This window comes from Streptomyces sp. NPDC104106, from assembly GCF_055584345.1.
In genome coordinates this window covers 20,343-35,206 of record NZ_JBVJMF010000025.1, presented here as the reverse complement: position 1 = coordinate 35,206, position 14,864 = coordinate 20,343, and the positions used below count along the sequence as shown (strand labels likewise).

Genomic DNA, 14,864 nt, shown 5'->3' with positions numbered 1-14,864 from the left:
ACACCCCGGTGCACGGGAAATTCGAGCGAATGGGCCATAGTGGTCGGACCACTCGGCTGGCTAGACTGCGGCGGACCCCGGGAGGCAGGAGCGGCGTGGACGAGGAAGCCCCGCAGAAGGGCACGGTGACCCAGCGGGCCATCGAGGAGATCAAGGCGATGATCGCCGAGGGCCGGCTGGAGCCGGGCCAGCGGCTGCCCACCGAGCGGGACCTGGCGGTCCGCTTGGGCATCTCCCGCAGCTCGATGCGGGAGGCGGTCCGCGCCCTGACCGTGATGGGCGTCCTGGAGGCCCGGCACGGCTCCGGCATCTACGTCACCGCGCTGGAGGCCGGCGATCTGCTGGAGACCTTCGGCGTGGTCGCGGACCTGTCCCGGGGACCGCGGCTGGTGGAGCTGCTGGAAGTGCGCCGGATCCTGGAGTCGACGGCGACCGCGCTGGCCGCGGCACGCATCACCGGCGAGCAACTGGCCGCCGTGGAAGGGCACCTGGCGGCGATGAACGCCACCGACGACCCCGAGGAGATCCTCGCCCACGACCTCGCCTTCCACCGCGAGATCGCGGTGGCGGCGGGCAACGAGACCATGGCGGCGATCCTGGAGGGGCTGTCGTCGCGCACCTTCCGGGCCCGGGTGTGGCGGGGATACCAGGAGGAAGGGGCCTTCGCCCGGACGCGGCGCGAGCACGCCGCGATCCACCGCGCCCTCGCGGCCCGGGACCCGGAGGCGGCCAGGGCCGCGGCGGCCGCACACGTCGGCGAGGTGGAGGAGTGGCTGCGGGCGCGGCTCGGGGAGTAGTGCCGTTGTGTCTCGGCCCGGCTGGGTGCAGCGGCTGCGCTACCCCGTCGACCACCCGCACCTGCTGCGGCCCACGGCCCTGGGCAACGCGCTCACCGCCGCCGAGTCCCGGGCGGGATCGCGGTACGGGATGGACGCGCCGGTGTTCTGGACCCGTCTCGAACCCCTGCTGGGCGAACGGATCGCCGCCACGGTGTCCGGGCAGCGCGCCGCGATGGACGCGGCCGCGCGGCTGGGCTTCACCGCCGCGCTGTGCGTACCGCCGACGGGGTGGATGCTGCGGCGGTCCGGCCGGTGGCTGCTCCTGGCCCCGCTGCTCGCCGCGCTGCCCCGGCCCGCCTACGTGGCCGCCGTCCACGCGGCCATCGGCTGCGGGCAGTACGTCGAGGCGGCCCTCGACCTGCACCGCTTCGATCCGCTGAGCGCGCTGCACCTCCCGCTGCCCGCCGACATGACCCAGGAGGTACGTGCCAACGAGGCGCTCGGCGGGATGTGGCGGCAGGACCTGGACCCGCGGCCGCCGCTGCGCTACGCGCACCCGTCCGGCGGCGATCCGGCACCGCCCGCGTCGCCCCCGGCGGACTGACGCGGGCGGTGCCCCGGCTCAGGCGCGCCGCAGCCGGAGCGTCATCAGCTGGAACGGCCGCAGCCGTACCGTGATCCGGTCTGCGTCGCGGTGCGGCGCGGGTGTGTCGGGCAGGGGCCGTTCCAGCAGGTCCGTCGCCGTGACGTCCGCGACCTCGAAGCCCGCGGTGAGGGTGGCACGGGCCCGGCCGCCGTGGGCCTCGTGGAAGCGGACCACGACGTCCCCGCTGCCGTCGTCGGCGAGCTTGACCGCCGTGACGACCACGGCGTCGTCGTCGACCGTGACGAGGGGGGCGACGCCGTGGGCGCCGGTGACCGTGCGTGCGGGCAGGTTGACGCGCCAGCCCTCGCGGACCGCGTCCCCGATCCGCGCCCCGGGCACCAGTGCGTGCCGGAAGCGGTGGACGCCCTGGTCGGTCTCCGGGTCCGGGAAGCGCGGGGCACGCAGGAGGGACACCCGGACGGTCGTGGTCGTGCCGTGGTCGCCGTCGGTGCGCACCGTACGCGTGACGTCGTGGCCGTAGGTCGAGTCGTTGACGACCGCGACGCCCCAGCCAGGCTCCTCCAGGTGCACGAAGCGGTGGTTGCAGGCCTCGAATCTGGCCGCCTCCCAGGAGGTGTTGGTGTGGGTCGGCCGGTAGGCGTGCCCGAACTGCGTCTCGGACGCGTACCGTTCGGCGTGCAGGTCGAGCGGGAAGGCCAGTTTCAGGAACTTCTCCGTCTCGTGCCAGTCGACCTCGGTGTCGATCACCAGCCGTCGCTCGCCGGGCGGCAGGGACAGCACCTGGGTGACGCGCGAGTCGCCGAAGGCGCGGACGACCCGTACGGACGCGCCGTCCTCCCCTGCCGTGACGGACTCGGCGTCCGTGAGGTCCGTGACCGTGTTGCGGTAGAACGCGTCGACGTCCCAGGCGTCCCACATGTTCGGGAAGTCGGGGTGGAGCTGGAGGAGGTTGGCGGCCGCCCCGGGGGCGATGGTCTCGCGGTCGGCGTCGATGTCGTACACGGAGACGACCAGGCCGCGGCCGTCGACCTCGACGCGGAGCAGGCCGTTGCCGAGGACGTGTCCGCCCGCGGCGCGGGGTGACACGGTGGTTCCCCGCGGGAGGCGGGGCGCCCCGGCGCCTCCGGCGGGCACGCCGTCCCGGCTGTGCGGTGCCGAGTTGAACACGAGTTCCCTGGTCCCCTCCCCCGCCAGGGCACGCTGGGCCGCGCCGATGACGCCGTTCAGCTCCGCCGCGATCCGCTCGTAGGTCGCCCGTGCCTCCCGGTGCACCCAGGCGATGGACGAGCCGGGCAGGATGTCGTGGAACTGGTGCAGCAGGACGGTCTTCCAGACGCGGTCCAACTCCTCGTGGGGATAGGGGAATCCGGTGCGGACGGCGGCCGTCGCCGCCCACAGCTCGGCCTCCCGCAGCAGGTGCTCGGCGCGCCGGTTGCCCTGCTTGGTCCGGGCCTGACTGGTGAGGGTGGCGCGGTGCAGTTCGAGGTACAACTCGCCGGTCCAGACGGGCGGTTCGGGGTACTCGGCCTGCGCCTTCTCGAAGAACGCGCGGGGTGTCTCCCAGACGACGGTCGCGGAGCCCTCCAGATCCCGCAGGCGGGCCGCCTTGGCGACCATCTCGCGGGTGGTGCCGCCGCCCCCGTCGCCCCAGCCGGTGGGGGCGAGGGAGTGCCGGGCCCTGCCCTTGTCCTTGAAGTTGCGTGCCGCGTGGGCGATCTCGGCGCCCTTCATGGAGCAGTTGTAGGTGTCGACGGGCGGGAAGTGGGTGAAGATCCGGGTGCCGTCGATGCCCTCCCACCAGAAGGTGTGGTGCGGGAACGTGTTCGTCTGCGACCAGGAGATCTTCTGGGTGAGCAGCCACTTGGAGCCGGCCGCCTTGATGATCTGCGGCAGCCCGGCGGCGAAGCCGAAGGTGTCCGGCAGCCACGCCTCCTCGTTCTCGATGCCGAACTCGTCCAGGAAGAACCGCTTGCCGTGCACGAACTGCCGGGCCATCGCCTCGGATCCGGGCATGTTGGTGTCCGACTCCACCCACATCCCGCCGGCCGGCACGAACCGCCCCTGCGCCACGGCCTTCTTCACCCGGTCCCACACTTCGGGCCGGTGCTCCTTCACCCATGCCCACTGCTGCGCCTGGGACATGGCGAACACGAACTCCGGCTCGTCCTCGATCAGCGCGGTCATGTTGGACGCGGTCCGGGCCACCTTGCGGACCGTCTCGCGCAGCGGCCACAGCCACGCCGAGTCGATGTGCGCGTGCCCGACGGCGCTGATCCGGTGCGCGGACGGCACCGCGGGCGCCGCGAGCACGCCGGCGAGCCGGGAACGGGCCCGGCCGGCCGTGCCGTTCACGTCCTGCAGGTCGACGGCGTCCAGGGCGCGCTCGACGGCGCGCAGGATGTCGTGGCGGCGCGCGGAGTCCACGGGCAGCTCGGCCATCAGCTCGCCCAGCACTTCCAGGTCCATCACCAGCTGCCACACGGTCTCGTCGAAGACGGCGAGGTCCATGCGGGTGAGCGTGTACTGCGGTGCGCTGCCGGCGGTCTCCTTGTCGCCGAGCCTGGTGGGCAGGAAGGGGTGGTAGTCGAGGATGACCGGGTTGGAGGCGGCCTCGATGTGCAGGACCACCTCCTCGCCGCCCGCCGCCGGGGCCGCGATCCGCACCCACTGGTTGCGCGGGTTGAGGCCCTTCACGGGGGTGCCGTCACCGCGGTGGACCAGGCCCTCGCACTGGAAGCCGGGCATGTTCTCGTCGAAGCCGAGATCGAGCAGCGCCTCGACGGTCCGGCCGGCCCACGCCTCGGGCACCGTACCGGTCACCCGGAACCAGCTCGTGCCCCAGGGAGCGCCCCAGCGGGCGCCCACCTCGATCGGCTCGGGCTCGACGGCCAGCCCCTCCGCGACCGGTACGGGCTCGCCGGGCGCGTGCCACACGGCCACGTCCAGCGGCACGGACTCGGGGTACACGGCCGGCCGGACGCGCTCGTCCAGCACGCGCTTCAGGCGGGCTTCCACCAGAGTGCGGTCGTCATGCATGCGGGATGCTCCCTGCGGGGGTCCGGGTGGTTACCAGGGGTGGGTCACGGTCACGGGGGTCGAGGCGTTGTACAGCTCCCCCACCGCGCGCAGTTCGAATCGTGCGGCGGCCTCGCCCTGTTCGGGCCCGAGGCCGGTGAGGAAGCAGGCGCGCTGGCAGGTGCCGACGAGGAAGCGGCGGGTGCCGTCGGCCAGGAGGCGGTGCAGTTCGTAGTGGCGTACGGGGCCGGGGGCGGCGTGCCAGGCGAGACGGAGGTCCCCCCCGCTCGCCGCGGTGACTCGGGCGTTCGAGGGGGCGGCCGGGGCGGAGGCGGTGTCCCGCACGGCGAGGCCGCCGAGCCGCCAGCGCACCGGCGTCGCGGGTGTGGCGGCGGTGAGGCGGACGCCGAGGGCGTGGAGGGTGCCGGTCAGCCCCGTGAGCGGAATCGTCACCGTCTGCCACCCGTTGACCCACTTCACACGCCTGCCCCGGTGGCGCCTGCCGCCCCTGTTGACCGGATTCACAGCCAGATAGGTGTACGGCGGTGCCGTCCCGGGCTCGACCGGTTCGGCCGTCGCCGCCGCCAGCTCCACCTCCACCTTCCCCGCGTCGGTCCGGAACGTCAGCTGGACAACGGTGTTCACGCCGATCGGCAGCCGGGTCGCGTACAGATCCAGCACCACGGGTTGATCCGGTTCACCGGCCACCAGCACACTGCTCCCGCCCCGCCACGCGTCGGCGAAGTCGAAGGAGACCACCGGTCTGGCGCCGGCCGTGCGCACCGCCCAGCGCCGGGACGGCAGCCGGTCCTGGAGCCCGAGGTGGTTCCAGGGCGTGCCCGAGGTGACGGCCCCGTTCTCGTACCACCGCAGTCCGTGCCCGGTGTTGAACACGCTCGCGAACGGCAGCGCGGTCACCGTGGACCGGTCGGCGACCGACACCGCCGGCGCCCGCCAGGGATCGCCCGGGTCGGGGTGGGCGGGATCCAGGGACCGCCCGGTCCAGAACCGGTCGTCGGCCGCGTGGAAGTCGCCGGGCGTGCGCTGGCCGGCGGGCAGGTGGTCGTGGGTCCACTCCGGCCGGTAGAAGCCGACCGAGGTCACGTGCGGTGTGCCGGCGGGCACCATCGCGTCCCAGTCCACGGCCGTGCCGGTGCCGCCGGACTCGACGTCGACGCCCGCCCACACCTCGTAGCGGCTACGGCCCAGCCGGTCGGCCTCGGCGGCCGACGAGGCGAGCGTGGCGGCGCTCCAGCGGAAGTCCACGAACATGTCGTCGGCGGCCTGGAAGAACGCCTCGTTCCGGCTGTCCAGGGCGCCCTGCCAGCCGACCGTGCCGTCCACGGTCATCGCGTCGTACCAGGTCACCCGCTGTCCCCGCCCGGAGGCGAGGCTCTTCAGCTCCGTGACGAAGTCCAGCATGGCCCGGCCGAGCGCGCTGTTCCCGCCGCCCGTCTCGGCGTTGACGAACCAGCCGTCGAAGCCGTACGCCGACGCGACCGCGACGAGCTGCGCGGCGAGCGGGCAGTGCCCGGAGGCGTCCTTGCGGACCAGGTCCCGGGTCCACTGGAGCTGTCCGCCGTACGCGGTCGGCGGCAGGAAGATGTTGCCGAGGACCGGGACGCCGTGCCGGTGGGCGGCGTCCACGACGGGCGCGTTCGGGGCGAGGATCAGGCCCTCGCCGGCCGAGCCGCCCCAGAAGACCAGTTCGTCGAGGTAGGCCCAGTGGGTGAGGGCGTAGGTGTCGGCGGTGGCGGAGCCCTGGGAGGGGTTGGCGGAGGTGGGGCCGAAGGACACCAGGGCCTGGACGCGGGCCTGGCCGGAGCGGGCGGTGGTGTTCGCGGGGGTCGGGGTGAAGCGGGTGGCGAGCGGCACGGACGCGGCGTTGAACGCGAGGTCGGGGTCGTCGGCCGCGCGCCAGGAGGCCAGGCTGCGCCAGGTGATGCCGGGGCCGGGGCTGCCGGCGGGGAGGGAGTCGGGGTACCAGTAGGAGGCGTACGGCGCGGTCGCGGCGGCGGTGGGCCGGGGGCCCGCCGCGACGGCGGGCAGGGCCGGGGTGAGTGCGGCCGCGGCGCCCGCGATCAGGACGGTGCGTCTGCTGGGGTTCACGGGCGGGTCCCTCCGTGCGGGGTGAGCAGGACCTGGTCGACGGTGACGACCTCGGTGATCCCGCGGGCGGCGAGGTGGGCCGGGTCGGCGGCGCGGGTGTCGAGGACGGTGGTGGGGCGGGCGCCGTCGGCGACGAGCCGGAAGAAGGCGTCGAAGACGGGGCCGCCGGGGGCGCAGCGGGAGCGCCGGGCCGGATCGGCGGGTACGACGAGGGCGGTGGTGCGGGTGGCGGGGGCCGGGTGTGGCCGGTGTGCCGCCTCGGCCAGCACGCGCGCGATGTCCTTGGGCCGGCGCTCGTTGGTCAACAGCCCGAGCCCGTACTCGAGTCCGGGGAAGTCGGCGAGGTCACGGGAGACGTCGTAGGAGCACCACCAGGTGACGCCCCACAGGTCGGGGCAGTCCAGGACGTGGGTGAGGGTCGTCTCCGCGAAGGCGGCGGCGTGCTCGGGGGGCACGAGCGGGGCCGGCGCGCCGACCTCCTGCAGCCACGCGGGCCGGTGCGGTGTGCCGGCCCACGCCTTGCTCAGCTCCACCAGGTACGCGGCATGGTGTTCGGTGGGCACGGAGGTACGGCCGTACCGCTGCGCGGTGCCGTTGAACACCCAGGAGTGCACGGCGGTGACGTCACCGAGCCGGGCGGAGTGGCCGGGGGTGAAGGGCTGGTCGTCCTGGTACCAGGCGGCGTCGTAGGAGGCGTGCAGATGGATCCGGCCGGGGGCGCCCTCGGCGCAGGCGGCCAGCATCCGCGCGAGCCAGCGCTCGGCCTCGTCCGCCGTGACGCGGTCGGGGTCGGGGTGGGGGGCCGCGGCGAACTGGTTGACCTCGTTGCCGACCGTCATGCCGAGGAAGGCGGGGTGGCCGGCGAGGGCGGCGGCCAGGGTGCGCAGATAGGCGGCCTGGCCGTCGATCACGTCCGGGTCGGTGAAGAGGTTGCGCCGGTGCCAGGTGCGGGTCCAGGCGGGCAGGAAGTCGAAGCTGCTCAGGTGTCCCTGCAGGCCGTCGACGTTGACGTCCAGGCCGCGTTCGGCGGCGGCGTCGGCGAGGGCCACGAGCTGTTCGACGGCGCGCGGGCGGATCAGGGCGCGGTTGGGCTGGAAGTAGGGCCACAGCGGGAAGACGCGGATGTGGTCGAGGCCGAGCGCGGCGAGAGCGTCGAGGTCGGCGCGCACGGAGTCGAGGTCGAAGTCGAGCCAGTGGTGGAACCACCCTTCGCTCGGTGTGTAGTTGACGCCGAAGCGGACGGCAGAAGGCATGGGGGTCCTTGGCGAGGCGGTCGATGACGTGGTTCAGCCCTTGACGGCGCCCTCGCCCACGCCGCGGAAGAAGTACCGCTGCAGGCAGGCGAAGAGGGCGATGAGCGGGGCCACGGCGATCACGGTGCCGGCGGCGACGAGCCGCTCGTCGTTGGCGAAGGTGCCGTGCAGGTAGTTGAGGCCGATGGTGAGCGTGAACCTGGACGGGTCGCTCAGGACGATCAGCGGCCACAGGAAGTCGTCCCAGGCGCCCATGAAGGCGAAGATCGCCACGACCGCCACCGTTCCCTTCGCCGAGGGCAGCGCGACCCGCAGGAACCGCTGCCAGACGTTGGCGCCGTCGACGTAGGCCGCCTCCTCGATCTCGTACGGCAGGTTGCGGAAGGCGCCCCGCATCAGCAGCACGTTCATGGCGCCGACCGCGCCGGGCAGGACGACCCCCACGAGGGTGTTGTTCAGGCCGAGTTCGCGCATGGTGGTGAACTGGGCGATGACGATGCCCTCGACGGGGACGAGCATCGCCAGCACGAACACCAGCGTGGTCACGCGCCGGCCGCGGTAGCGCAGGCGGGCCAGGGCGTATCCGGCGAGGGCCGAACCGACGCAGTTGGTCACGACGTTGGCGGTGGCGACCTTCAGGGAGTTCAGGGCGTAGTCCCAGACCGGGATGGTGTCGGCGACCCGTGTGTAGTTGTGCAGGGTGGGGTGGGCGGGCAGCAGGCTCGGCGGCGAGCTGTAGATGTCCTCGGTGGGCCCCTTGAGGGAGGTGGACAGCTGCCACAGGAAGGGGCCGACGGTCAGGGCGAGGACGGCGAGCAGGAGCAGGTAGCGCCACAGGAGTTCCGCGCCGCGGATACGGCGGCCGTGCTCGTCGGTGGCGCGCGGCGTGCTCCGCGGGGCGGCGGTCCGCTGCCGCGGCCGTGTCCGGTCCAGGGCGCTCAACGCTCCTCCCGGCGGTCGGCGCGCAGGACGAGGAGCATGAGCGCGACGGTGACGGCGAAGACGACGACGGACAGGGCGGAGGCGTAGCCGACACGGCCGGTCAGGCCGGTGCCGGTGCGCTGGACGAGCATGACGAGGGTGGTGTCCTCGCCGGCCGGGCCGCCGTCCGGGCCCGCCATCAGGTACACCTCGGAGAACACCTTGAACGCGGCGACCGAGGACAGCGCGGCGACCAGCACCATGGTGGAGCGCACGGCGGGCACGGTGACCGTGAGGAAGCGGCGTACCGGTCCGGCGCCGTCCACGGCTGCGGCCTCGTGCAGTTCGCGGGGTACGTTCGCGAGCGCCGCGAGGTAGATGATCATGTAGTAGCCGAGGCCCTTCCACACCGTGACCGCCATGGCGCTCAGCAGGAGGAGCCACTGGTCGCTGAGGAAGCCGACCCGGCCGATGCCGACGCCCTCCAGCAGCGAGTTGACCAGGCCGCGTTCGTCCAGCAGCCACACCCAGATCAGTCCGACGACCACGATGGAGGCGACGACCGGGGTGTAGAAGGCGGAGCGGAAGAAGGTGATGCCGGGGATGTTCTTCTGCACCAGCAGCGCCAGCAGCAGGGGCAGGACGACCAGGGCGGGGACGACACCGAGGATGTACAGCGTGCTGTTGCGCAGGCCGGTCCAGAACATGTCGTCGTGGAGCAGCTCGCGGAAGTTGGCGAGGCCCACGAAGCGGCCCGGCAGCAGGGTGCGGCGGTCGGTGAAGGAGTTGACCAGGGTGGAGACGAAGGGGTAGAGCACGAAGGCGCCGGTGACGAGCAACCCGGGTGCGGCGAAGAGCCAGGGACTGAGCGGTAGTTGGCGTCTGATCCGGGTCGGTGCGGCGGGGGCGGCCATGGCCGGTCAGCCCTGCCGGAGGAGCCGGTCGGCGGCCTTGACGGCGTTGTCGAGGGCCTGCCGAGGGCTCTCCTTGCCCTGCAGCGCCTTGGCGACCTCGTTGCGCAGCGCGGTCTTCATCTGGTCGCTGAACAGCACGGGCGTGTAATTGACCGCGTTCTTCAGGGACTTGGCGGCGGCGATCCGCACCCGTGCCTCGTCGGTGCCGTCCTCCTTGGTGAAGTAGGGGTCGTCCAGGGAACCGGCGGTACTGGGGAAGATGGCGACCTTCCTGGCGAAGGACATCTGGTTCCGCGCGTCGGTGACGAAGTGCGCGAAGGCGACGGCGGCCGGGGTGTGCCTGGTGCGGGAGTTGACCATCACGCCCATGACGTACATGTTGACGTGCCCGGTGCTGGTGATCTGGTCGGTGATGCCGATGTTCCTGTAGAGGCCGGGCGCGTTCTTCTTGAAGTTGTCGAGGTCGAGGGCGCTGCCCGGGTTCATGGCGACGGCGCCGGTGAGGAACTTCTTGCCGGAGGACTCCGGGGTCGCGGTCAGCGCCTGCGGGTCGAGGGCCTTGGCGTCGTACAACTCCTTGTATCTGGTGAGCAGTTCGACGCCCTTGGCGTTGTCGAAGGCGAACGCGGTGCCCTGCTGGTTCATCAGCGGGACGCCGTAGCGGCCGAAGTCCTCGATGGTGGGCACGTTGGCGAGGGTGGCGACCTTGCCGCCGCTCCTTGCCGCCATCCGCAGCGCGTCGGCGAAGAGTTCGCCGTACGTCCTGGGCGGCTGGTCGGGGTTCAGTCCGGCCTTGGTGAACAGGGACTTGTTGTAGAAGAGGGGGCCGGTGTTCAGGTACCAGGGAAAGGCGTAGGTGCCGCTCATGCCCGGTATCCGATGGCCGGCCCAGGCCCCGTCCAGGTACTCGGACCGGTACGTCCCGGCGGCCTTGTCGAGGTCCATCGCCAGCCCGGCCCTGGCGAGGGGGGCGACCAGGTCCGGGGAGACGTTGACGACGTCGGGCAGGGTGCCGCCGGCGGCGTCGGCGCTGAGCTTGTCGGCGTAGCCCTCGGCCGGTTGGTCGATCCATTTCACATGGGTGCCGGGGTACTTCTTCTCGAAGTCGGCGATCAGTCCGTTGAAGTACGGCTGGAAGTTGGCGCGCAGGTTCCAGGTCTGGAAGGTGATGTCGCCCTCGACCTTTCCCGAGGCGTCGGTGGAGCCGCCGCCGTCGCCGCGCGAGCCGCAGGCGCTCAGCGGCAGGATCAGGGCGACGGCAGCGGCGGCGAGGGCTCTGCGAGACATGGGCACGGTGACACGACTCCCTTGCTGTGTCGGGCTGTTGGCGGCGTGAGAGACCTTGCACGCGCCGTTCTGAGAAAGTCAATGCATTCACTCGGACTAAAGAAATCAGTGATTCATCAGTGCAGGCCACAGACGCCGAACCAACGAGCTTGCGGTCAATGGCTAATGCGCTTTAGGGTCTTGACACTCAAGCGCATTAGTCAACTTGCCCGGAAGGAGGGAGGAAGATGCCGCCGAGCAAACGGTCCCCCGCCCGCCGGCCCACGATGAAGGACATCGCCCGCCAGGCCGGGGTCTCCGAGAGCGCCGTCTCCTTCGCGCTGAACGACCGCCCCGGCGTCTCCGAGGCCACCCGCGCGCGGGTCCGCCGGGTCGCCGAACAGCTGGGCTGGCGGCCGAGTACGGCGGCCCGCGCGCTGTCCGGCGAGGGCGCGGCGACGGTCGGCTTCGTCCTGGCCCGCCCCGCGCACACCCTCGGCGTCGACTCGTTCTTCCTGCAGTTGGTCTCCGGCATCCAGGAGGTGCTCGCCGAACGCCACCTGGGTCTGCTCTTCCAGGTGGCCGAGGACGTGACCGACGAGTGCGCGGTCTACCGCCGGTGGTGGGCGGAGCACCGGGTGGACGGGGTGCTGGTGGTCGATCCGCGCGCCGAGGACCCCCGCCCCGATCTGCTGGACGAACTGGGCCTGCCCGCCGTGGTGATCGGCGGCGCGCCGGACGTCCGCCATCCGGGGCTGTCCACGGTCTGGGCGGACGACGGGGGCGCGATGGCCTCCGTGGTGGACGAGCTGACGGCGCTGGGGCACCGCCGGATCGTGCACATCGCCGGCCTGCCCGACCTGGCCCACACCCGGCGCCGTACCGCCACGCTGCGCGCGGAGGCCGAGCGGCGCGGGCTGACCGAGGTCCGCTCGGTCACCACCGACTACTCGGACACGGAGGGCGCCGCGGTGACCCGCCGGGTGCTGGGCGGCTCCCCCGCCCCCACGGCGCTGATCTACGACAACGACGTGATGGCCGTGGCGGGCCTCGCGGCGGCCGCCGACCTGGGTTTCCGTGTCCCGCAGGACGTCTCGGTGGTCTCCTGGGAGGACTCGGCCCTGTGCCGCATGGTCACCCCCCGGCTCTCCGCCCTCTCCCGCGACAGCGCCGAGTTCGGCCGCACGGCCGCCCGCGAGCTCCTGGCCCTGCTGGACGGCGCCCCGGCCCGGCCGGTCGGGGTGCCGGTGCCGCGGCTGACGGGGCGGGGCAGCACGGGAGCGGCGGCGGGCGGCGCGCGAGAAGCACCGTGACGGGCCGGCGACCGCCCACGCGTCGGTCGCGCATCGGCCGCGGCCGGTCTCACGGGCCGACGCGGCTCAGAGGCGTGAGCGGTACGGCCCGAACTCCGCGACCCGCGCGGCCGACCGGGCGGCCGTGACCCTCAGCCGCCGGCGCCGCTGCCCGTACCGGGGCGGGTTCTCGCGCGCTCAGCTACGCCACTCCACCTTGAACACCCACACGTACCGGCCCGCCCTGCGGGCCTGCAGCGGTACGTCGACCACCAGCGAGCCGCCCCGGACGGTCCAGGTCAGCGGTCGGTCGTGGCCGAGCATCGTCACCTTGTCGCCGGGCCGCACGGGCACCGGCGCGGCCACGGTCAGCCGCGCGCCGGGATCGGCGAGGCAGTGGATGTAGAAGGCCTCGTCCGGACGGACCGTGAAGCGCAGGTCGTCTCCGAGCTGGGCCGTCCGCGACCAGTAGGCGGTGCCGTACACCGCCTCGCCGTTGACCTTCAGCCACTGGCCCGTCTCGCGCAGCCGGGTCTGCATGATCCCGGGGATCGTGCCGTCCGCGCGCGGGCCGATGTCGAGGAGGAAGTTGCCGTTCTTCGAGACGATGTCGACCAGGGTGCGCACGACCTCCTCGGCGGTCATGTACGCGGAGTCGGGCGTGGCCCGGTTGTAGCCGTAGCTGAAGGGGTCCAGGCCCCGGCTGGCCTCCCACTTGGCGACGACGGTGTGGGCGTACGTCGTGTACTCGGGGGTCGTGAAGTCGTGGAAGGCGATGCCCGAGCGGTTGTTGACGGTCACGTCGATCGGGCGGGCCCGGTTCTTGGCGTGGTCGAAGTACTCGGCGAGTACGTGGAGGCTGTCGTTGGCGCCGCCGATGTCGCACCAGATGATCTCCGGGTCGTAGCCGTGGATCAGCTCAAGGAGCTGCGGGGCCTGGTAGTCGTGGACGTAGTCCTTGCCCGCGGTGTATCCGGTGTACGGCACGGGGGCGAGCGTGTACGGGTTGCGCGGGGCGTGGCCCATCCAGGGGTGGTCGGGGTTGAACCACTCCGGCATCGAGAAGTACAGGCCCCGGTGCAGCTCGGGGGCGTAGCGGCGGCTCGCCTCGAAGAGTTCCCCGACCAGGTCCCGCCTGGGGCCCATCCGCACCGAGTTGCGGTCGGAGACCTTGGTGTCCCACAGCGCGAAGCCCTCGTGGTGCTTGGAGGTCAGCACGTGGTACTGGGCACCCGCGTCGCGGAACAGCTCCACCCAGGCGCGCGGATCGAACCTCTCCGCGGTGAAGCGGGGGATGAAGTCGTCGTAGGCGAAGTCCTCGCCGTAGGTGTCCCGGTGGTGGGCGTACACGGCGCCCGTCGGGTCCTGCATGTGGTCCCAGTACCACTCGGCGTACTCCTTGCCGACCGGCGACCAGGCGGGCACGGAGTAGACGCCCCAGTGGATGAAGACGCCGAACTTGGCGCCCTGGAACCAGTAGGGCGCCTGGTGGGCGGCGAGGGAGGCCTCGGTGGGGGCGTAGTCGGCGGTGCCGAGGGTCAACGAGGTCTGCGCCGCGGCGGCTCGGGCACCCCGGCCGGTGACCGTGACCGTACCGTCCCGGTGGGTGCCGGGCGCGGTACCGGGGCGGTTGCGGATGCCGATGCGGACGCGGGCCTGCTCGCCGGGGTCGAGGCGGCGGACGCGGGCGGGCTGGACGGTGCGGGCGCCCGGGGCTTCGACCGTGACCGAGACGGCGTCGGCGGCCAGGACGGGGAGCGTGCCCGCGTTCACGACGGTCGCCTCCACGCTCTGCGCGCCCGACGGTTCGAGCAGCGAGGGCGTGGAGTGCGGGGCGCGCAGGGCCAACGCCCTTCCCTGGGCGGCCGGTTGGAGGGTGAGGGCGAAGACGTGCAGGGAGGTCTTGCCCGCCTCGGCCGGGCCGAGGGCGGGGAGCGTGACGGCGACGGCCTCGCGGCGGGGATCGAGCCAGACCTCGGCGACACCGATGCCGACGGCGTGCTCGTCCCTTCCGCCGTCCGGCCGGTAGCGGTACGGCGCCGCCAGCGGACCGCCCGTCGCGTACCAGTCGGCGCCGCCCAGGCCGGCGCTGGTGGTCGTGCCGTCGGCGTAGTGGACGGTGGCCGTCGCGGAGGCGTCGCCGTAGGCGGCGGCGGTGAGGAAGAAGGCCGAGAGGTACCGGCCCCTGGGCAGGTCGAGGCGCTGGCCGAGGGCGACGACGTTGTTCTTGGCGCCGGCGGTCGAGGCGGGGAAGAGGAAGGGCACGCCGTCGACCTCGACAGGGCCGGCGGGCAGTTCCTCGCCGGGGAAGGTGTAGCCCGATCCGTCGAAGTCGCCGCCGCGTGCGGAGGCGGTGTCGATGCCGTCGTTGTCGCAGTGGGCGTCCAGCGGGACGGGCACGGGGTCGGGGACGGCGGCCCAGGGTGACGGGCGTGCCGCGGCCCGCGCCGGCGGCGCGGTGGTGAGGGGAAGTGCGGTCGCCGCGGTCGCGCCCGCCGCCGCGGCCAGCACATGGCGTCTGGGGAACGTACTCATGAGCGGCTCCCAAGTACTGCCGATTCATCGGATGACTGATGATTGAGCGGGGGTCGGAACCCTGTCAACAGGGCCTCGCGAGGCTTGACTTATCGCCAGTGGTTGGATGACTGATGGATCATCCGATACTCGCTCTTGACGTGTGGCGTAGCGTCGTACCGACGAGTAGCCGA

At 72.6% G+C, this 14,864-nt stretch carries 10 protein-coding genes; 3 read left to right on the top strand and 7 right to left on the bottom strand.

Features of this window, described 5'->3' with window-relative positions; translation table 11 throughout:
- Positions 1–95: 95 nt before the first annotated feature.
- On the top strand, positions 96–797 hold the full coding sequence (locus ACZ60X_RS38250; protein ID WP_469609004.1) for a FadR/GntR family transcriptional regulator: 702 nt from the start codon (positions 96–98) through the stop codon (positions 795–797).
- Positions 798–804: 7 nt separating this feature from the next.
- Positions 805–1,383 carry a hypothetical protein gene (locus ACZ60X_RS38245; protein WP_469609002.1) on the top strand — a complete coding sequence of 193 codons (579 nt, stop codon included), beginning with the start codon at positions 805–807 and terminating at the stop codon, positions 1,381–1,383.
- An 18-nt stretch (positions 1,384–1,401) separates the two neighbouring features.
- On the opposite strand, the gene ACZ60X_RS38240 is transcribed toward ACZ60X_RS38245, so the two are convergent.
- The 6 genes from ACZ60X_RS38240 to ACZ60X_RS38215 are packed head-to-tail and all read right to left on the bottom strand — an operon-like array spanning position 1,402 to position 10,891.
- Complete coding sequence (locus tag ACZ60X_RS38240; protein ID WP_469608999.1) at positions 1,402–4,422, bottom strand: alpha-mannosidase; 3,021 nt, start codon at positions 4,420–4,422, stop codon at positions 1,402–1,404.
- A gap of 30 nt (positions 4,423–4,452) precedes the next feature.
- Positions 4,453–6,510, bottom strand: coding sequence for an endo-beta-N-acetylglucosaminidase (locus ACZ60X_RS38235; protein WP_469608996.1), 2,058 nt, complete (start codon positions 6,508–6,510; stop codon positions 4,453–4,455).
- Entirely contained in the window at positions 6,507–7,763 is a 1,257-nt protein-coding gene (locus ACZ60X_RS38230; RefSeq protein ID WP_469608990.1) for a glycoside hydrolase 5 family protein, read from the bottom strand. Before ACZ60X_RS38230 ends, ACZ60X_RS38235 begins: the two co-directional genes overlap by 4 nt.
- Positions 7,764–7,796: 33 nt before the next feature.
- Positions 7,797–8,705 (bottom strand): carbohydrate ABC transporter permease, encoded by a 909-nt coding sequence (locus ACZ60X_RS38225; protein WP_469608988.1) that lies wholly within the window; start codon positions 8,703–8,705, stop codon positions 7,797–7,799.
- Complete coding sequence (locus tag ACZ60X_RS38220) at positions 8,702–9,598, bottom strand: carbohydrate ABC transporter permease (protein ID WP_469608985.1); 897 nt, start codon at positions 9,596–9,598, stop codon at positions 8,702–8,704. The genes ACZ60X_RS38225 and ACZ60X_RS38220 overlap by 4 nt, the downstream gene beginning before the upstream one ends.
- Before the next feature lie 6 nt (positions 9,599–9,604).
- On the bottom strand, positions 9,605–10,891 hold the full coding sequence (locus ACZ60X_RS38215) for an ABC transporter substrate-binding protein (protein WP_469608983.1): 1,287 nt from the start codon (positions 10,889–10,891) through the stop codon (positions 9,605–9,607).
- A gap of 221 nt (positions 10,892–11,112) precedes the next feature.
- Between ACZ60X_RS38215 and ACZ60X_RS38210 the strand changes: the two genes are divergently transcribed.
- On the top strand, positions 11,113–12,177 hold the full coding sequence (locus tag ACZ60X_RS38210; RefSeq protein ID WP_469608981.1) for a LacI family DNA-binding transcriptional regulator: 1,065 nt from the start codon (positions 11,113–11,115) through the stop codon (positions 12,175–12,177).
- Between the two features lie 177 nt (positions 12,178–12,354).
- On the opposite strand, the gene ACZ60X_RS38205 is transcribed toward ACZ60X_RS38210, so the two are convergent.
- Positions 12,355–14,691 (bottom strand): alpha-L-fucosidase, encoded by a 2,337-nt coding sequence (locus tag ACZ60X_RS38205; RefSeq protein ID WP_469608978.1) that lies wholly within the window; start codon positions 14,689–14,691, stop codon positions 12,355–12,357.
- Positions 14,692–14,864 lie beyond the last annotated feature (173 nt).

Bases quoted from the DNA above. Each gene is read 5' to 3' on its own strand.
- ACZ60X_RS38230 (WP_469608990.1), bottom strand. From the start codon at position 7,763: ATGCCTTCTGCCGTCCGCTTCGGCGTCAACTACACACCGAGCGAAGGG.
- ACZ60X_RS38220 (WP_469608985.1), bottom strand. From the start codon at position 9,598: ATGGCCGCCCCCGCCGCACCGACCCGGATCAGACGCCAACTACCGCTC.
- ACZ60X_RS38240 (WP_469608999.1), bottom strand. From the start codon at position 4,422: ATGCATGACGACCGCACTCTGGTGGAAGCCCGCCTGAAGCGCGTGCTG.
- ACZ60X_RS38210 (WP_469608981.1), top strand. From the start codon at position 11,113: ATGCCGCCGAGCAAACGGTCCCCCGCCCGCCGGCCCACGATGAAGGAC.
- ACZ60X_RS38205 (WP_469608978.1), bottom strand. From the start codon at position 14,691: ATGAGTACGTTCCCCAGACGCCATGTGCTGGCCGCGGCGGCGGGCGCG.